At 42.7% G+C, this 21,699-nt stretch carries 28 protein-coding genes; 25 read left to right on the top strand and 3 right to left on the bottom strand.

Annotated elements, in window-relative coordinates; translation table 11 throughout:
- Positions 1 to 217: 217 nt before the first annotated feature.
- Positions 218 to 2,323: a right-handed parallel beta-helix repeat-containing protein gene (locus tag H6F62_RS00215; protein ID WP_137906407.1), complete on the top strand. Its 2,106-nt coding sequence runs from the start codon at positions 218 to 220 to the stop codon at positions 2,321 to 2,323.
- A gap of 100 nt (positions 2,324 to 2,423) precedes the next feature.
- Here the strand turns inward: H6F62_RS00215 and H6F62_RS00210 are convergent, their stop codons facing one another.
- On the bottom strand, positions 2,424 to 4,118 hold the full coding sequence (locus H6F62_RS00210; RefSeq protein WP_137906406.1) for an ABC-F family ATP-binding cassette domain-containing protein: 1,695 nt from the start codon (positions 4,116 to 4,118) through the stop codon (positions 2,424 to 2,426).
- A gap of 686 nt (positions 4,119 to 4,804) precedes the next feature.
- Between H6F62_RS00210 and H6F62_RS00205 the strand changes: the two genes are divergently transcribed.
- Positions 4,805 to 7,000 carry a cation:proton antiporter gene (locus H6F62_RS00205; RefSeq protein WP_137906405.1) on the top strand — a complete coding sequence of 732 codons (2,196 nt, stop codon included), beginning with the start codon at positions 4,805 to 4,807 and terminating at the stop codon, positions 6,998 to 7,000.
- Positions 7,001 to 7,053: 53 nt separating this feature from the next.
- On the top strand, positions 7,054 to 7,716 hold the full coding sequence (locus H6F62_RS00200; protein ID WP_137906404.1) for an AMIN domain-containing protein: 663 nt from the start codon (positions 7,054 to 7,056) through the stop codon (positions 7,714 to 7,716).
- A gap of 272 nt (positions 7,717 to 7,988) precedes the next feature.
- Here the strand turns inward: H6F62_RS00200 and H6F62_RS00195 are convergent, their stop codons facing one another.
- Positions 7,989 to 8,531: a DUF3172 domain-containing protein gene (locus H6F62_RS00195; protein ID WP_028085263.1), complete on the bottom strand. Its 543-nt coding sequence runs from the start codon at positions 8,529 to 8,531 to the stop codon at positions 7,989 to 7,991.
- Here H6F62_RS00195 and H6F62_RS00190 point away from each other — a divergent pair.
- The gene (locus H6F62_RS00190; protein WP_190371108.1) at positions 8,440 to 8,661 is read left to right on the top strand and encodes a hypothetical protein; all 222 of its coding nucleotides are present in this window, start codon (positions 8,440 to 8,442) and stop codon (positions 8,659 to 8,661) included. The two genes, H6F62_RS00195 and H6F62_RS00190, sit on opposite strands and share 92 nt — an antisense overlap.
- Before the next feature lie 30 nt (positions 8,662 to 8,691).
- Here H6F62_RS00190 and H6F62_RS00185 read toward each other — a convergent pair whose 3' ends face one another.
- A complete protein-coding gene (locus tag H6F62_RS00185; protein ID WP_028085262.1) occupies positions 8,692 to 9,168 on the bottom strand; it encodes an NAD(P)H-quinone oxidoreductase subunit N in 477 nt (158 codons plus the stop codon).
- Positions 9,169 to 10,037: 869 nt separating this feature from the next.
- Here H6F62_RS00185 and rplC point away from each other — a divergent pair.
- The 21 genes from rplC (at position 10,038) to infA (ending at position 21,665) form a co-directional block, all read left to right on the top strand.
- Positions 10,038 to 10,676, top strand: a complete 639-nt coding sequence (gene rplC, locus H6F62_RS00180; RefSeq protein ID WP_028085261.1) for a 50S ribosomal protein L3 — start codon at positions 10,038 to 10,040, stop codon at positions 10,674 to 10,676.
- A gap of 52 nt (positions 10,677 to 10,728) precedes the next feature.
- Complete coding sequence (gene rplD / locus H6F62_RS00175; RefSeq protein ID WP_137906403.1) at positions 10,729 to 11,361, top strand: 50S ribosomal protein L4; 633 nt, start codon at positions 10,729 to 10,731, stop codon at positions 11,359 to 11,361.
- The gene (locus H6F62_RS00170; RefSeq protein WP_190371055.1) at positions 11,354 to 11,671 is read left to right on the top strand and encodes a 50S ribosomal protein L23; all 318 of its coding nucleotides are present in this window, start codon (positions 11,354 to 11,356) and stop codon (positions 11,669 to 11,671) included. Before rplD ends, H6F62_RS00170 begins: the two co-directional genes overlap by 8 nt.
- Before the next feature lie 91 nt (positions 11,672 to 11,762).
- On the top strand, positions 11,763 to 12,626 hold the full coding sequence (gene rplB / locus H6F62_RS00165; RefSeq protein WP_137906401.1) for a 50S ribosomal protein L2: 864 nt from the start codon (positions 11,763 to 11,765) through the stop codon (positions 12,624 to 12,626).
- A gap of 145 nt (positions 12,627 to 12,771) precedes the next feature.
- On the top strand, positions 12,772 to 13,050 hold the full coding sequence (rpsS, locus tag H6F62_RS00160; RefSeq protein ID WP_028085257.1) for a 30S ribosomal protein S19: 279 nt from the start codon (positions 12,772 to 12,774) through the stop codon (positions 13,048 to 13,050).
- 20 nt (positions 13,051 to 13,070) lie between these two features.
- The gene (gene rplV, locus H6F62_RS00155; protein WP_137906400.1) at positions 13,071 to 13,433 is read left to right on the top strand and encodes a 50S ribosomal protein L22; all 363 of its coding nucleotides are present in this window, start codon (positions 13,071 to 13,073) and stop codon (positions 13,431 to 13,433) included.
- Between the two features lie 57 nt (positions 13,434 to 13,490).
- Positions 13,491 to 14,282, top strand: a complete 792-nt coding sequence (rpsC, locus tag H6F62_RS00150; protein ID WP_137906399.1) for a 30S ribosomal protein S3 — start codon at positions 13,491 to 13,493, stop codon at positions 14,280 to 14,282.
- Positions 14,283 to 14,377: 95 nt separating this feature from the next.
- Positions 14,378 to 14,803: a 50S ribosomal protein L16 gene (gene rplP, locus H6F62_RS00145; RefSeq protein WP_137906398.1), complete on the top strand. Its 426-nt coding sequence runs from the start codon at positions 14,378 to 14,380 to the stop codon at positions 14,801 to 14,803.
- Positions 14,804 to 14,806: 3 nt separating this feature from the next.
- Positions 14,807 to 15,034, top strand: coding sequence for a 50S ribosomal protein L29 (gene rpmC / locus H6F62_RS00140; RefSeq protein ID WP_027402099.1), 228 nt, complete (start codon positions 14,807 to 14,809; stop codon positions 15,032 to 15,034).
- 6 nt (positions 15,035 to 15,040) lie between these two features.
- Positions 15,041 to 15,292 carry a 30S ribosomal protein S17 gene (rpsQ, locus tag H6F62_RS00135; protein ID WP_137906397.1) on the top strand — a complete coding sequence of 84 codons (252 nt, stop codon included), beginning with the start codon at positions 15,041 to 15,043 and terminating at the stop codon, positions 15,290 to 15,292.
- A 45-nt stretch (positions 15,293 to 15,337) separates the two neighbouring features.
- Positions 15,338 to 15,706 carry a 50S ribosomal protein L14 gene (rplN, locus tag H6F62_RS00130; protein ID WP_137906396.1) on the top strand — a complete coding sequence of 123 codons (369 nt, stop codon included), beginning with the start codon at positions 15,338 to 15,340 and terminating at the stop codon, positions 15,704 to 15,706.
- Positions 15,706 to 16,056: a 50S ribosomal protein L24 gene (gene rplX / locus H6F62_RS00125; RefSeq protein ID WP_137906395.1), complete on the top strand. Its 351-nt coding sequence runs from the start codon at positions 15,706 to 15,708 to the stop codon at positions 16,054 to 16,056. Before rplN ends, rplX begins: the two co-directional genes overlap by 1 nt.
- A 113-nt stretch (positions 16,057 to 16,169) precedes the next feature.
- On the top strand, positions 16,170 to 16,718 hold the full coding sequence (gene rplE, locus H6F62_RS00120; protein WP_137906394.1) for a 50S ribosomal protein L5: 549 nt from the start codon (positions 16,170 to 16,172) through the stop codon (positions 16,716 to 16,718).
- A 20-nt stretch (positions 16,719 to 16,738) separates the two neighbouring features.
- Positions 16,739 to 17,140 carry a 30S ribosomal protein S8 gene (gene rpsH / locus H6F62_RS00115; RefSeq protein WP_028085248.1) on the top strand — a complete coding sequence of 134 codons (402 nt, stop codon included), beginning with the start codon at positions 16,739 to 16,741 and terminating at the stop codon, positions 17,138 to 17,140.
- A 94-nt stretch (positions 17,141 to 17,234) separates the two neighbouring features.
- The gene (rplF, locus tag H6F62_RS00110) at positions 17,235 to 17,783 is read left to right on the top strand and encodes a 50S ribosomal protein L6 (protein WP_137906393.1); all 549 of its coding nucleotides are present in this window, start codon (positions 17,235 to 17,237) and stop codon (positions 17,781 to 17,783) included.
- 2 nt (positions 17,784 to 17,785) lie between these two features.
- Positions 17,786 to 18,148, top strand: a complete 363-nt coding sequence (gene rplR, locus H6F62_RS00105; protein ID WP_028089025.1) for a 50S ribosomal protein L18 — start codon at positions 17,786 to 17,788, stop codon at positions 18,146 to 18,148.
- A 69-nt stretch (positions 18,149 to 18,217) separates the two neighbouring features.
- Positions 18,218 to 18,742: a 30S ribosomal protein S5 gene (rpsE, locus tag H6F62_RS00100; RefSeq protein ID WP_028089024.1), complete on the top strand. Its 525-nt coding sequence runs from the start codon at positions 18,218 to 18,220 to the stop codon at positions 18,740 to 18,742.
- A 64-nt stretch (positions 18,743 to 18,806) separates the two neighbouring features.
- Positions 18,807 to 19,274, top strand: a complete 468-nt coding sequence (gene rplO / locus H6F62_RS00095; protein ID WP_137906392.1) for a 50S ribosomal protein L15 — start codon at positions 18,807 to 18,809, stop codon at positions 19,272 to 19,274.
- 92 nt (positions 19,275 to 19,366) lie between these two features.
- Positions 19,367 to 20,680 (top strand): preprotein translocase subunit SecY, encoded by a 1,314-nt coding sequence (secY, locus tag H6F62_RS00090; protein WP_137906391.1) that lies wholly within the window; start codon positions 19,367 to 19,369, stop codon positions 20,678 to 20,680.
- Positions 20,680 to 21,234, top strand: coding sequence for an adenylate kinase (locus H6F62_RS00085; protein ID WP_137906390.1), 555 nt, complete (start codon positions 20,680 to 20,682; stop codon positions 21,232 to 21,234). Before secY ends, H6F62_RS00085 begins: the two co-directional genes overlap by 1 nt.
- Positions 21,235 to 21,440: 206 nt before the next feature.
- Complete coding sequence (gene infA / locus H6F62_RS00080) at positions 21,441 to 21,665, top strand: translation initiation factor IF-1 (protein WP_006276978.1); 225 nt, start codon at positions 21,441 to 21,443, stop codon at positions 21,663 to 21,665.
- The last annotated feature ends 34 nt before the right edge of the window (positions 21,666 to 21,699 follow it).

Here is a 21,699-nt window from a genome sequence, read left to right as displayed (position 1 = left end):
AATTCTGTTGATCTTATCCCAGTCCCCGGTCAGCATTTACCAGTCAGCTTTTTAAAATTCTTGTCTCATCAGGATTTCACTTTATTTTTTTAATAGTAGATAACTTATCTATTGGAAACGGGAAACCTCTCCAAGAATAAAAGAGTCAATCCACCTTATATATATACACCTCACGGGTATAATTAATTTTGGATTAGCTTTCAGGAACAGATACCAAATGTACATCAGTATAAGGTTGCAAACTCTATGGTATTTCTGCATTGGGCTGATACTTGTTATTTGCTGCACTATATTAGGAGCAAATGCCAGTTCGACACCAGTAAACCTATACGTTTCTCCTTTAGGAAACGATACCTGGTCAGGTGAGATTGCAGCCCCTAATTCAGAGAAGACCGATGGACCATTCCAGACACTTGAGCGGGTGCGTGATCAGATCCGTACTCTGAAAAAGGGGCGTAAATTCCCTAAAGGCGGCGTTACTGTCTACCTACGTGGGGGCATTTATGAACGTAAGGTACCATTTATCCTGAATGCAGAAGATAGCGGCACAAAGGATTCGCCTATTGTTTACCGTCCCTACTTAAATGAGCAAGTTCGCCTATCTGGGGGAAAGGAGATCCGGGATTTCTACCCTGTTAATGATCACAGTATCCTCAAGCAGATGCAACCTGTCGCCCGTGGCAAGATCCTACAAGTCGATCTGAAAGCACAGGGGATTACAGATTACGGACAACTCTCACCACGCGGCTTCGGAAGACCCGATCATCCTTCTCCCTTAGAACTGTTTTTTGCAGACCAACCCATGCACATAGCACGTTGGCCTAACCAGGGTGATCTAAAAATCGCCGATGTGCCGGCGGGAAAGAATGGTGGTAGGTTCACTTATGACGGCAATCGCCCTCAGCTATGGAATAATAAGCGGGATATTTGGTTACACGGCTACTGGACTTGGGATTGGGCAGACTCCTATGAAAAAGTCAAGCTGATCAACACACAGACTCACGAAATTGCTACTGAGCCGCCCCACGGGGTCTATGGCTACACAAAGGGCAAGCGTTATTACGTCCTTAACCTCCTAGAAGAATTGGACACCCCCGGTGAATATTATTTGCATCGTCAAACTGGCATTCTCTATTTTTGGCCACCAACACCTGTGGAAAACAACCGGGCTATTGTTTCTATGATGAAAGAGCCACTGGTTTCCCTAAATGCTGCATCTTATATTACCCTGAGTGGTCTGATATTTGAAGATTCCAGAGGTGCAGCCCTTAGGATAGTTAAGGGGGAGAACGTCTTGGTTGCAGGCTGTCAAATTCGTAACCTTGGTACAAATGGGGTGGAAATTAAGGGAGGAATCCGCCACGGTGTCATTAGCAGCGATGTATATAACATTGGTGAAACGGGTATAGTCTTGAATGGAGGCGATCGCAAAACCCTGACACCAGCAAAGCACTATGCTATCAATAATCACATTCATAATTATGCTAGGTGGGTGAAGACGTACCGAGCAGGCATTTCTATTCAAGGTGTTGGTAATCTGATCTCACATAATTTGATTCATGACGCGCCCCACAATGCTATTCTTCTTAGCGGCAACGATCACATCATTGAGTTCAACAATATCCACCACGTTTGCTTAGAAACTAATGATGCTGGGGCATTTTATATGGGTGGAGACTACACCCAGCAAGGGAACATCATCCGCTATAACTATTTTCACCACCTGTACGGACTTCAAAAGCAAAACAACTCTACTCACTCTACTCTTGTTATGGCAGTGTACCTTGACGACGGTACTAGCGGTACAACAATCTATGGTAACCTATTCTATAAAGTGCAGCAGGGCGTGTTAATCGGTGGCGGACGTGATAACACAGTAGAGAACAACATCTTTGTTAAAAATAAGATTTCAATATCTGTAGATGCACGTATTTTAGGCTGGGCAAAAGCCAGTGCTGCTCGCGGAGGTAATTGGAGAATGGTGGAAAAGCTGGAAGATATGAACTATAAACATCCGCCCTACAGTATCCGCTACCCTCAATTGGTGAAAATTTTAGAAGATGAATATGGCGTTCCCAAAGGCAATAAAATTATACGTAACGTCTATTTTGGTGACGGCTGGTTAAAGTTAAAGAACAAACTGACCGACAAGACTATTACTATCGAGGGAAATTTAATTAAGAACGATGTCAGCTTTGTAGTCCCAGATGATGATCTCTTGCAACTAAAGTCCGACTCGGCTGCTTACAAGTTTGGATTTCAGCACCTGCCAATAAATAAAATCGGGTTATACAAGGATAAGTACCGTAAAGCTGTTTCCTAACTCCTTAAAAAATGGGCGAACCGGGAGATGTAAATTGCTGCTTAAAAAACAGGTGACAGAAAGCCAGAATCACAATCAGTCACCCATTTGCCGATATTACCTACTTTCGTTTTGCTCCGGCTTTGGCAGCTTTGGCAGCTTTTTTTGCGGCTTTTTCCGCTTCTGCTGCTGCCAATTCTGCTAATTCTTTTTCTTCGGCTTTCTTATCCAGATAATAGTGATAATCTCCTAAGTAAACCCGAAATTCACCATCACGAATTTCTACTATTTTATTAGCTACTTGGGAAATAAAATAACGATCATGGGAAACTACAAGGGCTGTACCATCATAATTTTGTAAGGCCTCTTCCATCATTTCCTTCGCTGGAATATCTAAGTGATTGGTAGGCTCATCCAAAATGATTAAATTCGCTGGACGCAATAGCATTTTCGCCAACGCTAACCGAGCTTTTTCACCTCCACTTAATGCCCCAACTTTCTTAAATACGGTATCACCAGTAAATAAGAATCTTCCTAACAGTGTGCGAACTTCTTCATTTGTCCATTCGGGAACTTCATCATGAATGGTTTCCATGACAGTTTTATTTAGATCTAACGCTTCCGCTTGGTTTTGTTCAAAGTAACCAGCAATAACGTTGTGATCTCCTAATTTAACAATCCCTTCTGTGGGTTTTTCCACACCCATAATCATTTTCAAAAGTGTGGATTTACCCGCACCATTAGGACCTAGAAACGCAATTCTGTCTCCTCTTTCTACTAACAGATTTGCGGATAAAAATAGAATTTTATCTCCATAAATATGGGTTAAGTCCTTAATTTCTACTACCTCTCTACCGCTACGACTAGCATCAGGAAAACGGAAATGTAGGGTTCTGACTCCGCCTACAGGTGCTTCGATGCGTTCAATTTTGTCTAGTTGCTTTTCTCTACTTTTTGCCTGGGTACTGCGGGTAGCACTAGCGCGGAATTTATCTACAAATGCTTGTTGTTTTTCTAGTTCTTTTTGTTGACGTTCATAAGCGTTCAACTGTGCCGATTGATTTTCTGCTTTTTGTTGTAGGTATGATGAGTAATTACCCAGGTAAGAACTAGAAACACCCCGTTCAGTTTCTACAATTTGGTTACAAAGACGATCCAGAAATTCCCGGTCATGGGAAACTATCACCATCGGGGTAATTAAACCTCTGAGGTAATTTTCTAACCACTCAATAGTTTCTAAATCTAAGTGGTTTGTCGGCTCGTCCAATAGTAATAAATCGGGTTTTTGGAGGAGGATTTTACCTAAACTCATTCGCATTTGCCAACCGCCAGAAAAAGCACTCACTAGGCGATCACTATCTTCCAATTGAAATCCCATTTCTGGTAATATTTTACCAATGCGGGAGTCTAAGTTATATCCGTCTAAAGCTTCAAATTGCCGCTGCAACCTGTCTAGTTTGTGAATTAATTCATCTAACTCTTCTGGAGAGGCAGTTTCCATCTCACGAGGTATGTGAGACAAAGCTAACTGTACCTCGTTAGCTTCTTTAAATACAGTCCAAAACTCCTCTCTGACTGTGCGAGTGGGGTCAACCTCAAACTCTTGGTTAAGATAAGCTATATGTAAACTAGCCGGACGAATAATTTCCCCAGCAGTCGGTTCAATCTCCCCAGAGATAATTTTCAGTTGGGTAGATTTTCCCGCACCATTAACACCAACTAAACCAATACGATCTCCTGGTTTGACTTCCCAGTTGATATCTTTAAGAACTTCGCCTGTAGGATAAATTTTACTGATATGTTCTAGTCGCAGCATGAAGTGTCTCTTGGGTAGGAAAAGGGGCAAAACTAACGCCGTATTCAATCTTAACAAAAATTAACGCAATATTTACAAGTTTTTTGACTATAAAAATAAATTTTCTCCTTGAGAATCCCCGACTAATGCCAGTTTTCGTCATTTTTGAACTATATTCTCTGGCTTGATCGCCGAAATTCTAGCTGCTCCTCCCAGATATGTGGTACATTTACTGGGAAATCACTATCAAAGTCCATATTTTGACTTGATTCTGGTGACCAATACTCACGTAACTGACAGCATTTATGACATGATAAATATCGAAAATATTATTGATAGCAGTTGTGGCCTAGCCATAAACCTGATTATTGCTTATGGGTAATTCATTAATTACCCCCGGTTTCGTGATTTTTTGCGTAAATTCTATATGATTAACTTTTTGGATTAAATAATTTCTTGATCAACAGTTATAAATCCTAGATTCTCTTTAATTTGTTTTATTATTGCTGATTGTCAAATTATTTCTAGTTTAATCAATAAATTGATAGTTAGTTATTTTTAGCATTAACCATTAAGATGGTAAAGTAACCATGACTAACATCTCAAACCAATAAAAATGGTCTCCAGATGTATCTAATCATATTGACAATATTCACAGTTATCAAAAATTATCTGCGTCAAATCTGGTAATCGTTAGTGGGGAAACTATGCACACAGTTGTTCTCGTTCTAGTTCAAGTGCTAATTGTTATTGGACTCTCAAGACTTGTAGGACTGGGATTTAAAGCAATTAAACAACCATTGGTAATTGGTGAGATATTCGCCGGCATTATGCTTGGTCCATCATTATTTGGTTTAATTGCTCCTGATCTAGCACATCATCTCTTTCCATCAGAAACAATGCCTTATTTGAACGTTTTATCGCAAATAGGGCTAATATTTTTCATGTTTTTGATTGGGTTAGAATTAAATCCCAAATATCTGAGTGGTAACTTAAAAACTGCCATTCTCATTTCCAATCTCAGTATTATTGTTCCTTTCGCTTCTGCATTTGTATTATCTTTCGTACTGTATCCTTTAGTTTCCAGTAGTAATGTCAATTTTGCTCCTTTTGCTTTATTTTTAGGGGCAGCAATGTCAATTACTGCCTTTCCTGTTTTGGCGCGAATTATTACCGAAAATAACTTACAGGGAACTCGTTTAGGCACATTAGCTTTAACTTGCGCCGCAGTGGATGATGTCACAGCTTGGTGTATTTTGGCGGTAGCGATCGCCGTTGCTCGTCATGGTAGCATTGATCAACAGGCCGTTCTCACTATTATTGAAAGTATTGTTTATATTGGCTTCATGTTCACAGTTGGACGTTGGTTTCTCAAACGTTTGAGTAAACATCATCGTCGGGCTGGGCGCTTGAGTCAATTCCTCCTGGCTGTAATTTATATGGGGGTTGTTTCCTCCGCTTTAATTACGGAATTTATCGGTATTCATCTGATTTTTGGCGCATTCCTGTTAGGCGCAGTCATGCCCAAAGATGAGGAATTAGTCAGAGAATTGGCCATCAAAACTGAAGATTTTGTCCTCATCTTTCTATTACCAATATTCTTCGCCTACAGTGGTTTAAAAACACAAATTGGTTTACTCAACAGTCCTAAGTTATGGCTATTGTCTGCCTTGATTTTATTAGTGGCAATTGGTGGTAAATATATTGGTGCTTATGTAGCGGCTAGGTTCAGCGGTATTGACAAACGAGAATCTTCCGCCCTGGGTTGGTTAATGAATACTCGTGGTTTAACTGAGTTAATCGTCTTGAATATCGGGTTAGAATTAAAAGTAATTACACCCTTGCTTTTCACCATGTTAGTAATTATGGCCTTGGTGACAACATTCATGACCTCACCATTACTAGAATGGACATATCCTAAACGCCTGATTAGATTAGATATTGTTGAACCAGAAGCAGAAATTCCACCAGAAACCCCACCAGAAATTAGTGAACCCTATTCATCACAATATCGGATTTTAGTTCCAGTAGCTAATCCCGACACCCAAAAAGGTTTGTTACAATTAGCAGCAGCGATCGCCATCAACAACCGACAACCCGCCGTAGTTTATCCCCTCAGTTTCATTGAACTCGAAGAAGACTATAGCTTTGAGAGTAGCCCCAACGAAGCCGATAGACTCATAGCCGAACGTCGTCAAAAACTAGAAGAATTAATCGCTACCCTAGAACCACCAGAAACACGCTCCTATATCCATCCCATAGTTCGGATATCTAGCAATGTCGCCAGAGAAACAGCACAAATAGCCGCCAAAATTGTCATGTCAGACCTAGTTCTCGTTGGCTGGCATCGTCCCGCTTTTAGTAACAATCGTTTAGGGGGAAGAGTTGGACAAATTCTTAGCACTACACCAGTAGACGTAGCCGTATTTGTAGATAAAGGTGGAGACGCTATTGAAAGTTTATTAGTTCCCTACTCGGCTAACATTCATGACGATTTAGCCCTGATCATCGCTTTGAGAATGCTCATTAACCATGATACTTGTATGTTGCAAGTTTTACAGGTATTTAAAGGACATCACACCCCAGACGAACTAAGTTATGAACTTAACGCCATGATGGGGCAATTACCTAAGAGTGTCCGCGATCGGATTCAGATCAACACCGTCACCACTCCAGACCCAATGCGAACAGTAATTACTGCTTCAGAAAATGTTGATTTAACTATTGTTGGTACTAGTCGTCTCTGGGGAATTGAACGTCAAACATTAGGAAGATACACAGATCAACTCGCCATTCAATGTCGTTCTTCTTTACTCATTACCCGTCGTTACAGTCAAATTACCTCACATCTGACCTCTCTGTTACCAGCAATTAATACCCAAGAAATAATTCCCAATTCCTAACTTTTGATAGTCGGTACACTGTGCTAAACATCCCAACCCCAAATAATCAAGTCATGAAAATTAGCAATAATCAAATTCTGCCAGCGATGAGGGTAAGCTTATTTGCCCTAATTATTCTCAGCCCTAGTATCAGTTTTGCCCAAGCAGTCGCACAATTGGATAATTGGCAATTTAACCCCAAAGCACAGCAATTAAAAATTAACCTCTCAGCTACCGTAAAACCTCAATATTTTTACCTTCCCGAACCACCACGTTTAGTGCTTGATTTGCCTAACACCAAACTCGGTCAAGTCCCCACCCAAAAAGAATACTCAGGTGCAATTCAGAAAATTCGCATTTCTCAAATGAACGAAAACGTCACCCGCATAGTTCTTGATTTAGCGCCAGGAACTCAGTTACAATCCAATCAAATACAACTTTTGCCCCTTTCCCCACAAAAACCCACGCGCTGGGTCTTTAGTCCCCATATTACCTTTTCCCCCGCCCAAAATCTCTCCACCACCCTACCACCATCCACAAACTTGATTACCAACCCCCAACAACCTTTTGTCACTGTACCACCTCTAAATTCTCAAAATCCCGCATCAGTCCCCAATTCACCCATCCCTTCAGCAATGTTTCCTAAGCCTACAGTCAACAAAAATAATTCCCCAAACAACCCTACAGAAATTCCCATTATCGAATTTGGTCAACCCCTACCCATACAAAAATTTTAGACAGGCTACGCCACCCAGACTATCAGCACCTACGCAACAGGCATAATATCCTACATATAATCAGGACTTACGCAAAATATCTTTCAAAGCCTCTTTCCTTCGTGATCTTCGCTCCTTCGTGGTTGATTATTCCGTAACCTGCGGGTAAGTCTTATTGTAGTCAGAACTTTAGACCTCTCTTCAAGATGCTACAGGAAAATAATCAGGGCTAAAGCCTCCACGAAAAACACAAAAATATTATTTTGTGTGACACTCGCGTAAGTCCTATATATTTAAAATCTTTCCGTATCTTGAGGAGTTCCCACAGCCCCAGGTTGAGATAAAAAGAAATTTTGAGCCGATTCATTTTGATATATACATCTAATATCCGGCTTTTCGCTGTCTAAGTCCCCTGTAAAGCCAAAGGTATTCAAACGATTTTTACATTCCCTGACCTGATCTGAAGTCACAAGTTTTTTATTTTCCAAAATTGCCCAGTTATTTTGACGAATTACACATCCAGGACGGATATTAGGCTGGGCAACATAAACATTAAAAGGATTAAGAGTGACAAATAATCTAGCATCCATCACCATTGCACTAGCTCCATACTGGACGCAAATCTCAGGATTTGGCGCTTTAGTGTCAATGAACTCCCGGGAAGCCACATTTGATGAACTCAATGTAGTTGTAGAACTAAATGCAATCCCAATTCCAATTCCCAAAATCAGCACCCCCCCAAAAATGGCAATGCTGGCGAAGTTAAAAATCGGAGATTGGAAAATAGAGGCTTTAGGGGTATTAGTCGGTCTATTGTTAGAAGATTTACGTCTCATTTTCGCTTTATTACCTTCACGCCAAATTAGAAGGAATTGGTTGATTTTCCCTGATTCACTATATTGTTTTGATATTGTTTCGATGTCACAACCACAGCCAGCAGTCAGTCAAACGACAACTGACCACTGACCATTGTACGGGCGAACGGCAGGAAATCCCCTAACTAGCTAACAGAGTCTTTTCTAGAGGTTTCCAGCGGAAAGTGCGATCTCCACCTCTCTCAATTACTACTTTAACCCTTGGTTCTAATTTGGGTAAATCCATTAAATACTCAACTTCCTGATCAGACAAAATATGTCCCTCAATTATCCACAATACTAACCCCTTCGACTTAGGAGGTAATTGTGCTAAATGAGAATCGAGTATGGGTGGTAAATAATATACATCACCCACCGCAGCACCACTACCAGTGCTTTTTTTACCCAAATGTGGCGGTCTCACACCATGAACCTGAGTCAGATATGCAGCCACGTCACCTAATCCTCTAGCAGTAATATGGAGGCCAACATAGCCAGCAGCCCGCAAACGGCGCAAATAGCGACCTTCATAGCCCCCTTCCAGAGGAACATAAACACCCAACGCACCAAACTTCTCCAAATTGCGGATGAAACCGTTACCAGTGGTAATTAAGGCCATAGATTTTCTTCCTATCCCATCTCAGATATCTCTATTATTCACTCTCTGCTAGTAGATTAAGTTAAATGAAGCTGCATATTTTCATCAACCTTGAGAATCTCAAGCTAAAATCTAGGCAAAATCACCCCCCTATCAGCATCCCAATAATATATCTAAAAATATCTAAAAAAAATACTAGACAAAAATTAATGAATGGTTTACAATGTTAGATTGTGACCGAATAGTAAATTAGATAGCCATCTTATTTTAGAGTTATCAGCCAGTCCTAGCATCTGATATTCTAGTTAGTTCCCCCAGAAGAATAAATTAGCTTATCTAGACAAGAGACTGCTAAACTAAAAAAGCTAGGACACAAACCGAGAGCCAAAATCTTATGTAGGCTCCCACAGCAAATCACTCCCGTAAATCCTAAAAAAATTAGGCCAGACCTCAAACAATAGTTTAAACTATTAATTAAGAGAAGTAGTTCCAGATCAATAATGTTGGTTTTATGGCATTATGTTAATGGTCAGGAAACGGATACTGAGGGTTAATAACCACTTAAGTCCCACTACAACGGTAGAGTGCCAGAGCAACTGCTTGGACGAAAGCATTGCTGCACACAGCGCAAAGCAATCAAGCCTCGCATTAGGTAGAAGTAACACCTTCTCAATAGGGTAGGCAACTATTCCTGTGATGGTGATTAGATTAGGTAAGTGAAAATAAACAAATTCACTAAAACAGAAAGAGCAAGAATTGTTGTGTTGCCAAGATTTTGTACTGATTAACACCAGTCCAAATTTCTGAAGGTATAGTTTACCTGCAAGCAACCGTGACAAAACTGCCAATTCGATTTCCATTAGTCAAATTAGGAAGGAGAACCAGTAACTGTGTCTGTAGGTATTCTCGGCACCAAGCTGGGCATGACCCAAATCTTTGATGAAGAAGGAGTATCTATTCCTGTCACAGTCATCCAAGCAGGTCCATGCACCGTTACACAAGTTAAAACAAAACAGACCGACGGTTATGCAGCCATTCAAGTTGGTTATGGTGAAGTTAAACCCAAGGCACTAAACAGACCATTGTTGGGACATTTGGCTAAATCATCTGCCCCGGCTGTCCGTCATTTGAATGAATATCGCACCGATAGTGCTGGAGATTATGCTTTAGGTCAAGAAATTAAAGCAGACATTTTTAGTGCTGGTGAAATTGTAGATGTAGTTGGCACAAGTATCGGTCGCGGTTTTGCCGGCAACCAGAAGCGTAACAACTTCGGTCGTGGACCTATGTCCCACGGTTCTAAAAACCACAGAGCGCCAGGTTCTATTGGGGCTGGTACAACCCCAGGTCGTGTTTATCCCGGGAAAAGGATGGCAGGACGTTTAGGCGGTACTCGTGTCACAATTCGCAAACTGACAGTAGTAAGAGTAGATACAGAACGTAACTTAATCATCATTAAGGGAGCTATTCCTGGTAAACCAGGAGCTTTAGTTAACGTTCTCCCGGCAAAGAAAGTTGGTAAAAAATAGTCATTGGTCATTGGCAAAAAAAGACAACTGACAACTGACAAAGGACACAAAGATGGTAGAGAGTGTAATTAAAAATTGGCAAGGAGAGCAAGTTGGGGAAACCAGCTTTGACTTACGAGTTGCCAAAGAAACAACAGCGGCGCATATCGTACACCGCGCCCTAGTCAGACAAATGACCAATTCTCGCCAGGGAACTGCCAGCACTAAAACTCGTGCCGAAGTTCGTGGTGGTGGTCGTAAACCTTGGCGGCAAAAAGGCACAGGTCGCGCCCGTGCAGGTTCTATTCGTTCACCATTATGGCGTGGTGGTGGTGTGATCTTTGGACCTAAGCCCAGAGATTTTAACCTACAAATGAACCGCAAAGAACGCCGTTTGGCATTGCGAACAGCCTTTATTAGTCGTGCTGAAGACTTAATAATTGTTGAGGAATTTAGCAACGAGTTACAACGTCCTAAAACAAAGGAACTCGTGGCCGCATTAGCTAGATGGGGTGCTGCACCGGAACAAAAAACACTGTTGATTTTGTCGGAAATTGCAGAAAACGTGCTTTTATCAGCCCGGAACATTGAAAACTTAAAACTGATTCCTGCTAACCAGTTAAACGTTTACGACCTGCTCCATGCTGACAAAATTGTTGTCACATCATCAACTATAGAGAAGATTCAGGAGGTCTACAGTGTCTAAACTAATTGCCACCCGTGACCTACCCGATTTAGTGCGTCGCCCCATTCTCACCGAAAAAGCGACCATGCTCATGGAGCAAAACAAATATACATTTGAAGTAACTCCTAAAGCCACTAAACCACAAATCAGAGCCGCCATTGAAGACCTATTTGCAGTTAAGGTCGTCAAAATCAATACCGCTAACCCACCACGGAAACAAAAACGTGTAGGTAGATTTATTGGTTATAAGCCCCAATATAAGCGAGCTATTGTCACCGTTGCTCCTGGGGACGAAGAAAAAATTAGAAAAGTTCTCTTCCCAGAAGTCTAGAAATTTTAGATGAGAGATTTGAGATCAGAAACAATCTAAAATCTAAAATCTAAAATCCAAAATTGATTAATCCAAAATTCAAAATTCAACTATGGGTACTCGTTCTTATCGCCCTTATACCCCCAGTACTCGCCAAGTTACAATCTCCGACTTTGCTGAAATTACCAAAACTGAGCCAGAAAAATCATTAACTGAATCAGTTCATCGTCCCAAAGGTCGGAACAATCAAGGGCGGATAACCAGCCGTCGTCGGGGTGGCGGACACAAACAACTTTACCGCATTATTGACTTTAAGCGAGATAAGCGGAATGTCTGGGCAACAGTTACAGCCATTGAATACGATCCTAACCGGAATGCGCGGATCGCTTTGTTATTGTACGAAGATGGCGAAAAACGTTACATTTTGCAACCCAATGGCATGACTGTAGGCACAAAGGTGATTGCAGGACCTGATTCTCCCATTGAAGATGGTAATGCTTTGCCACTGTCAAATATCCCCCTGGGTAGTAATGTTCACAACGTGGAAATGACTCCAGGTAAGGGCGGTCAAATCGTCCGTGCTGCTGGTGCAACTGCCCAAGTTGTCGCTAAAGAAGGCAACTATGTAACTTTAAAATTACCTTCAGGTGAAGTCCGCTTGATTCGCCGTGATTGCTACGCCACCATTGGCCAAGTCGGTAATACAGACGCGAGAAACCTGAGTGCTGGTAAAGCTGGACGGAATCGCTGGAAAGGCCGTCGTCCCAAGGTTAGAGGTAGCGTCATGAACCCTGTGGATCACCCCCATGGTGGTGGTGAGGGAAGAGCGCCTATCGGTAGATCCGGTCCTGTAACACCTTGGGGTAAACCTACATTGGGTGCTAAGACCCGTAAGCGCAAGAAAGCAAGCACTAAATTAATTATCCGTCGTCGGCGCAAATCCTCTAAACGTGGACGTGGTGGCCGTCAGTCCTAGAATTTGAGATTTTAAATTTTGGATTTTAGATTGGGTCTATTTTTAAGCTTTCAAAGTTTTTGAGGCCTAATATGGGACAGCTTAGTTATCCAAAATCCAAAATTCAGAAATTGAAAATCCAAAATCCAAAATCGAAAATTGCACTATGGGTCGTTCTTTAAAAAAAGGTCCGTTTATTGCTGACCATCTCCTCAAGAAAATTGAGAAGTTGAATGCAAAAAATGAAAAACAAGTGGTTAAAACCTGGTCGAGAGCTTCGACAATTTTACCCTTGATGGTAGGTCATACTATCGCTGTTCACAATGGACGGCAGCACGTTCCTGTATTTGTCAATGAACAAATGGTAGGTCATAAATTGGGAGAATTTGCTCCTACTCGTACCTACAGAGGTCATGGCAAAAGTGACAAAAAATCAGGGAGATAATCGCAATCTACAATTAACTTATGGCAACTGATACTACTACTGAAGTAAAAGCGATCGCCCGTTATATACGCATTTCTCCCTATAAAGTGCGCCGTGTACTTGATCAAATTCGCGGGCGTTCCTACCGAGAAGCACTAATCATTCTCGAATTTATGCCCTATGGTGCTTGTGAACCAATATTAAAGGTTCTCAGAAGTGCCGCAGCTAATGCCGAGCATAATGCTGGACTAGACCGGGGTGACTTGGTAATTAGTCAAGCCTACGCTGATCAAGGTCCAGTGCTAAAACGGTTTCAACCCAGAGCGCAAGGTCGAGCTTACCAAATTCGCAAGCCAACGTGTCATATAACTGTTGCGGTTTCCGCCGGCGCTACTGCTGAGTAAACAGCTTTATAGGCACAAGAAAATTGCGTACAGTCAGAAATTTTAGAGGAAGCATTTGTGGGACAGAAAATTCATCCAGTCGGCTTTCGACTGGGTATAACACAAGAACACCAATCCCGTTGGTTTGCAGAACCTGACCGTTATCCAGAACTTCTACAAGAAGATTACAAACTCCGTCAATACATTGAACAAAAACTAGGTAGATACGCGCAAAATAACGCCGGGATTTCCGAAGTGAGAATCGAGCGCAAAGCCGATCAAATTGACCTAGAAGTACGTACAGCCAGACCAGGTGTGGTTGTAGGTCGTGGTGGTCAAGGTATTGAATCATTACGGTTGGGACTGCAAGGGGCATTGGGTGGTAATCGCCAAATTCGCATTAATGTAGTCGAAATCCAACGAGTTGATGCTGATGCCTATCTAATTGCTGAATACATTGCTCAACAATTAGAACGTCGTGTTTCCTTCCGTCGAGTTGTCCGTCAAGCAATTCAACGGGCGCAAAGGGCAGGAGTACAAGGAATTAAAATCCAAATCGGTGGTCGGCTCAACGGTGCAGAAATTGCCCGGACAGAGTGGACCCGTGAAGGCAGAGTTCCTCTCCATACCTTGCGTGCTGATATTGACTACTCTGGCTGCACAGCTAAGACAATTTACGGGATTCTCGGTATTAAAGTTTGGGTATTTAAAGGAGAAATTATTCCTGGTCAAGAACAGGCTCCCACCCAACCAGCCAGAGAACGTGACCGTGACCGTGACCGTGACCGTGGAGACCGTGAACGCGAACCCCGTCGCCGGCAACAACAACGTCGCCGTCAACAGTTTGAAGACCGCTCCAATGAAGCCTAGTCAATGCTCAATAGTCAGTGGCAAAAAAAACTGACAACGGACAACGGACAACCACGGGGGGTTTGCCCCTACAGACAACCGACAACTGACAAATCATGTTAAGTCCTAGAAGAACTAAATTCCGCAAACAACAACGCGGACGTATGGAAGGTCTGGCCAGCCGTGGCAGTACCCTCAACTTTGGGGACTTTGGACTCCAAGCCCAAGAACCATCTTGGATTACTTCACGGCAAATCGAGGCCTCCCGTCGGGCAATGACTCGTTATATTCGCCGGGGTGGTAAGATCTGGATTCGCATTTTCCCAGACAAACCAATCACCATGCGTCCTGCTGAAACCCGGATGGGTTCTGGTAAAGGTAATCCAGAATTTTGGGTAGCCGTAGTCAAACCAGGCCGGATTATGTTTGAAATTGGCGGCGTTGCTGAAGAAATTGCCCGCGAAGCTATGCGATTGGCCGACGCTAAGTTGCCAATTAAGACCAAATTTATTGTGCGCTCTCAACCACAGGAGCAGGAGTAGCTTATGCCTCTTCCCAAGATTGCGGAAGCTAGAGAATTAAATGACGAACGTCTGGCTGAGGAAATTGTTGCAGTTAAAAGACAACTATTCCAGTTGCGCTTGCAAAAAGCCACAAGACAACTAGAAAAGCCTCACCAGTTCAAACACGCACGCCACCGACTCTCCCAATTGCTGACAGTAGAAGGAGAACGGAAACGGGCAGCAAGTCTTTCAGACCAAGAGCAAAAGTAGAAGATTATGGCAGTCAAAGAACGAGTTGGCTTGGTAGTGAGCGATAAAATGCAAAAAACTGTGGTAGTAGCCATAGAAAACCGCGCTCCTCACCCCAAGTACGGCAAAATCGTAGTTAAAACCCGCCGCTATAAAGTTCACGACGAAGAAAATACGTGCAAAATAGGCGATCGCGTGCGGATTCAAGAAACCAGACCCCTAAGCAAAACTAAGCGTTGGCAAGTTACAGAAATCCTGAACACCAAAGCTACAGCGTAAACTGTTGTAACATAAGCTACAACAAACCCAAAAGAGAGACCAGTTGTGATTCAACCCCAATCTTATCTGAATGTCGCAGATAATAGCGGTGCTAAAAAACTAATGTGCATCCGCGTATTAGGTGCAGGTAACCGCCGTTATGGTGGCGTAGGTGATAGAATTATCGCCGTTGTCAAAGAGTCTTCACCCAACATGGCTGTCAAAAAGTCTGATGTTGTAGAAGCAGTAATTGTGCGTACTCGTAAGGCTATTAGTCGTGATAGCGGTATGACCATCCGTTTCGATGATAACGCGGCAGTTATCATCAACAAGGAAGGTAATCCTAGAGGTACACGGGTATTTGGTCCGGTAGCTCGAGAACTGCGCGATAAAAACTTTACTAAAATTGTTTCTCTGGCTCCGGAGGTGCTGTAATGGCAAAGCAGCCACAACCCAAAGTTTTTTATAAAATGCACGTCAAAACCGGTGACACTGTGCAAGTCATCGCCGGCAAAGATAAAGGTAAAGTTGGTGAAGTGATTAAAGCACTACCACAACTGAGCAAAGTTGTGGTCAAAGGTGTCAACATGAAAACCAAGCACGTGAAACCCCAGCAAGAAGGGGAATCAGGGCAAATAGTCACGACTGAGTACCCCATTCATAGCTCTAATGTGATGCTCTATTCTACCAAACAAAACGTTGCTAGTCGCGTCTGCTACACTTTCACTGCCGAGGGTAAGAAAGTGAGAATGCTCAAAAAAACAGGTGAGATTTTAGATAAATAAACTGGTGAATGAGGATGAGATTTTAGATTTTCCACCAAAATCTCAAATCCAAAATCCAAAATCCAAAATCTAAAATTCCCTGACCAAGCCCAGGGGATATAAGGAGAAACACTATGGCCATAACACGACTAAAAACTGTATATCAAGAGACAATTGTCCCAAAATTGATTACTCAGTTTGAATACACCAACGTGCATCAAGTGCCGAAGGTGATCAAAGTATCTGTCAACAGAGGTTTGGGAGAAGCTGCTCAAAATGCTAAATCCCTGGAGGCATCCCTGAGCGAAATTGCCCTGATCACTGGACAAAAACCAGTAGTAACACGGGCTAAAAAGGCGATCGCAGGTTTTAAAATTCGTCAAGGTATGCCTGTAGGGATTATGGTGACACTCAGAGGCGAACGGATGTACGCCTTCTTAGATCGTCTGATTAACCTGACACTACCTAGAATCAGAGACTTTCGCGGTGTCAGCCCCAAAAGCTTTGACGGACGTGGCAACTACACTCTAGGTGTGCGGGAACAGCTAATTTTTCCAGAAGTGGAATACGACAAAATTGACCAAGTCCGAGGTTTAGATATTTCTATTATCACCACGGCAAAAACAGACGAAGAGGGCCGCGCCTTATTAAAGGAAATGGGAATGCCCTTTCGTGATCAATAAGTTCATCTAAAGAGGGAACGATGGCGGCTAACGACACAATTGCAGATATGCTGACGCGCATCCGCAATGCCAATATGGCGAAACATCAAACTACGCAAGTACCAGCTACAAAGATGACTCGGAGTATTGCCAAGGTATTGCGGGAAGAAGGCTTTATTGCGGAAGTTGAAGAAGCAGGAGAAGGAGTAAAGCGTAACCTAGTTATTTCCCTGAAATACAAAGGTAAAAATCGCCAACCTTTAATTACTGCCCTCAAGCGAGTCAGTAAACCCGGTTTACGAGTTTACTCCAACAAAAAAGAATTACCAAGAGTGCTAGGCGGTATCGGTATTGCCATTATTTCTACATCCAGTGGGATTATGACTGACCGCGAAGCACGCCGCCAAAATCTAGGCGGTGAAGTGCTTTGCCACGTTTGGTAATCGTCATTGGTCATTGGTCATTGGTCAGTGGCAAAACAACGAACAACTGACAAGTGACAACTAACAACTGACAATAGACAAAGAACAAAAAATCATGTCTCGTATTGGTAAACGTCCAATTACCATCCCCGCCAAAGTTCAAGTGGCGATTGATGGTGTCAAAGTAGTGGTAAAGGGTCCTAAAGGTGAACTTTCCCGACAACTACCTAACAATGTTATCGTCTCCCAAGACGGAGAAACATTGCTAGTTACCCGTCGTGATGAAACCCGGACCTCTAGACAAATGCACGGTTTGAGCCGCACACTAGTGGCCAACATGGTAGAGGGAGTATCCCAGGGTTTTCAACGTCGCTTGGAAATCCAAGGGGTCGGTTATCGCGCTCAAATTCAAGGGCGTAACCTAGTTTTAAACATGGGTTATAGCCATCAAGTGCAAATTGAACCACCAGAGGGAATTCAATTTGCGGTAGAAGGTACTACTAATGTCATAGTCAGTGGCTATGACAAGGAAATTGTCGGCAACACAGCCGCGAAAATTCGCGCCGTTCGTCCCCCTGAACCTTACAAAGGTAAAGGTATTCGCTATGCCGGTGAAGTGGTCAGACGCAAGGCTGGTAAGACTGGTAAGGGTGGTAAGAAGTAAATATGAAACTTACTCGTAGAGAATCAAAACAGCGTCGTCATCGGCGCGTTCGTGGTAAAGTTAACGGTTCGGCCGAACGTCCCCGTCTGGCTATATTCCGATCTAATGAGCATATTTACGCTCAAGTGATTGATGATACCAAACAGGAAACTATAGTAGCGGCATCAACCGTAGAACCAGAATTAAAATCCAATATCGCTTCTGGCGCTAACTGTGAAGCATCAGTGCAAGTTGGTAAATTGGTAGCAGTACGCGCTCTAGAAAAAGGCATCACCAAGGTAGTTTTTGACCGGGGTGGCAACCTCTATCACGGTCGCATTAAAGCCCTAGCCGAGGCAGCACGGGAGGCTGGTTTAGATTTCTAAGTCCGTCAGTGGTCAGTAGCAACTGACAACTGACAACTGACAACTGACAACTAAAAGAGAACATTGATTATGGTAACCGGTCGTCGTAAAGCAAGTCGTGCGAAAAAAGAAGAAACCAACTGGCAAGAGCGAGTTATCCAAATCCGCCGGGTGAGTAAAGTCGTCAAAGGTGGTAAAAAACTTAGCTTCCGCGCCATTGTCGTCGTCGGTAATGAACGTGGACAAGTTGGAGTCGGAGTTGGCAAGGCCTCAGATGTAATTGGTGCAGTTAAAAAGGGTGTCGCTGATGGTAAAAAACATCTAATTGACATCCCTATCACTAAATCCAATTCTATTCCTCACCCCATTGATGGTATTGGTGGTGGAGCTAAGGTCATGATGCGTCCAGCTGCACCAGGTACAGGCGTAATTGCCGGGGGTGCTGTACGGACTGTATTAGAGTTAGCAGGAATACGTAATATTCTGGCTAAACAATTAGGTTCAAACAATCCTTTAAACAACGCTAGAGCCGCAGTTAACGCTCTATCGACCCTGCGGACATTAAGTGAAGTTGCTGAAGATCGCGGTATCGCCATTGAGAAACTCTATATTTAGTCGCCCTTTGTATCAGATTCTCAATCTCAAATCCAAAATCTAAAATCTAAAATCCCCAATCAAAATGAGACTCAACGATGTTAAGCCTCAAAAAGGCTCGAAAAAACGCCGTAAGCGCGTAGGTAGAGGTATTTCTGCTGGACAAGGCGCTAGTGCTGGTCTAGGGATGCGTGGTCAAAAATCCCGTTCTGGTAGTGGGACAAGACCAGGTTTTGAAGGTGGTCAACAGCCATTGTACCGCCGGATACCTAAACTCAAGGGATTCCCTCTCGTTAATCGGAAAATTTACACGATCATTAATGTAGAGAAGTTAAATGATTTACCTGCTAACTCAGAAGTAACTCTGGAATCTTTAAAGGAGGCTGGTATTTTAACCGCTGCTAAGGGGCCATTGAAAATTTTGGGAAATGGGGAATTAAATGTTCCTCTCCGGGTAAAGGCCGCTGCTTTCACGGGTCAAGCTCGTATCAAAATTGAGGCTGCTGGTGGGAGTTGTGATAGCGTAGCGCGGCCTACAGCCACAGCTGCATAAAAGATGAAGGATGCGGGATGAAGGATAAAAGATCAAGCACTGGAAACTTCACACCTCATACTTCACACCTCATACTTAAAAGGTAAAACTCTATGATCAGTCGAGACAAAGCCCCAACGGCTCAAGAAACTTTTATGCAAATGGCGCAAGCAGCCGGACTGAGAGGTAGGCTGCTTGTTACCGTAGGTATTTTAATTTTAGTTCGTTTGGGCATCTTTTTACCTGTACCAGGAATTGATAGACCTAAGTTTGCTGAAGCTATATCGGGCAATAATTCCATCTTTGGCTTGTTGGATATATTCTCTGGACGAGGACTCTCTACTTTGGGGATCTTTGCTTTGGGGATTTTGCCCTTTATTAATGCTTCCATTATCATCCAATTGCTCACCGCCGCTCTGCCCTCTTTAGAAAATTTACAGAAAAATGAAGGGGAAGCAGGTCGGCGGAAAATATCACAAATTACCCGCTATGTGACTGTAGGTTGGGCAATTATTCAAAGCGTGGCTTTTTCGGCATTATTCCTCCAACAATTTGCCCTCAACCCAGGTCCGATATTTGTGGCAGAAACCGCAATTGCTCTCACTGCTGGTTCAATGTTCGTGATGTGGGCATCAGAACTAATTACGGAACGGGGTATTGGTAATGGTGCATCTTTGCTGATTTTTGTCAACATTGTTGCTTCTTTACCCAAGGCTCTGGGTGATACCATTGACTTGGTACAGGTGGGTGGACGGGAAATTGTCGGCCGTGTCATTGTTCTTGTACTAGTTTTTATGCTCACTATTGTGGGTATTGTGTTCGTACAAGAGGGAATGCGCCGCATCCCTATTATTTCTGCCCGTCGTCAAGTGGGTAGAAAGGTTTTAGCAGAACAGCGGAGTTATTTACCCCTACGTCTTAATTCTGGGGGGGTAATGCCGATTATTTTCGCGGCGGCCATCCTGAGTTTGCCGCTTTTAGTCGCCAATTTTACTAAAAATCCCGAATTAGCAAACATTGTTAATACCTACCTGAGTCCTGGTGGTTCTGCACCTTGGGTATATGCCCTCGTTTACTTAATTTCCATTGTTTTCTTTAGTTACTTCTATTCTTCGTTGATTCTCAACCCTGTAGATGTGGCTCAGAATTTGAAAAAAATGGGTTCTAGTATTCCGGGTATTCGTCCCGGTAAGGCTACTAGTGAGTATATTGAACGGGTGACAAATCGCCTCACTTTTTTAGGTGCTATCTTTTTGGGTTTGGTGGCAATTATTCCTACCGCAGTGGAAAGTGCTTTGAAAGTGCCAACTTTTAAGGGGCTAGGTGCAACATCTTTGTTAATCTTGGTTGGTGTGGCAATTGATACGGCTAAACAAATCCAAACTTATGTTATATCTCAGCGATATGAAGGAATGGTGAAACAATAGTGACGCGATTAATCTTCTTGGGACCACCGGGAGCAGGTAAAGGAACTCAAGCTAAAATATTGGCTGAATTTTTACAGATTCCCCATATTTCTACAGGTGACATTTTACGCCAGGCTATTCAGGAGAAAACAGATTTGGGTATCCAAGCCCAAGCTTATATGGATAAAGGCGAATTAGTCCCCGATAAATTAGTAGAGGATATGGTTGAGGAACGTCTGAAAAAATCAGATGCTAAATCAGGTTGGATTTTAGACGGCTTTCCCCGTAAAGTTACACAGGCAGAGTTTTTGGCAAAATTACTCGAAAATTTAGGACAGGGTGGTGAAAAGGTAGTCAATCTGGATGCGCCAGATGAAACTGTTGTTAGTCGCTTACTCGGACGCGGACGCAAAGATGATACTCAGGAGGTGATTCGTCGCCGCCTGGAGGTTTATCGTGATGATACTGCACCCTTGATTAGTTATTACAGCCAGCGCGAAAAACTCCTCACAGTCAACGGTAATCAGTCCCAAGAAGAAGTTTTTACTGCTTTGCAAAATATCATAGCTGCTTAAAAGAAATAGGGACAGTATTCTATGTAGGTAGAAGGAAAAAACTGATTTCATGATGGCCTATTACCTGTACCCTACTTTCTCGCCCAGGCACAAGTCAATTTTAGCTAAGATATATTCATAAACTGTTGAGATATTTCTCTAATTGTGTTCTTTATGCATGACAAGTGTACAAGAATAATAGGAGATTGTTGAGTTGAGGAAAAAACTTGTCTAAGCAAGATCTAATTGAAATGGAAGGGACTGTCACCGAATCTTTGCCTAATGCAATGTTTCGTGTTGACTTAGATAACGGCTTTAATGTCCTAGCACACATCTCTGGAAAAATTCGCCGTAATTACATTAAGATCTTACCTGGCGATCGCGTCAAAGTTGAATTAACACCCTACGACTTAACCAAAGGTAGAATCACCTATCGTCTGCGGAAGAAATAAATCTATGTAGAGAATTCTACCATAAATCAATTGG

Origin of the sequence: Anabaena sp. FACHB-1391, from assembly GCF_014696755.1 — a bacterium.
Taxonomy (GTDB): domain Bacteria; phylum Cyanobacteriota; class Cyanobacteriia; order Cyanobacteriales; family Nostocaceae; genus Dolichospermum; species Dolichospermum planctonicum.
The sequence above is the reverse complement of the archived record's forward strand: the minus strand, read 5'-3'. Positions and strand labels throughout refer to the sequence as shown.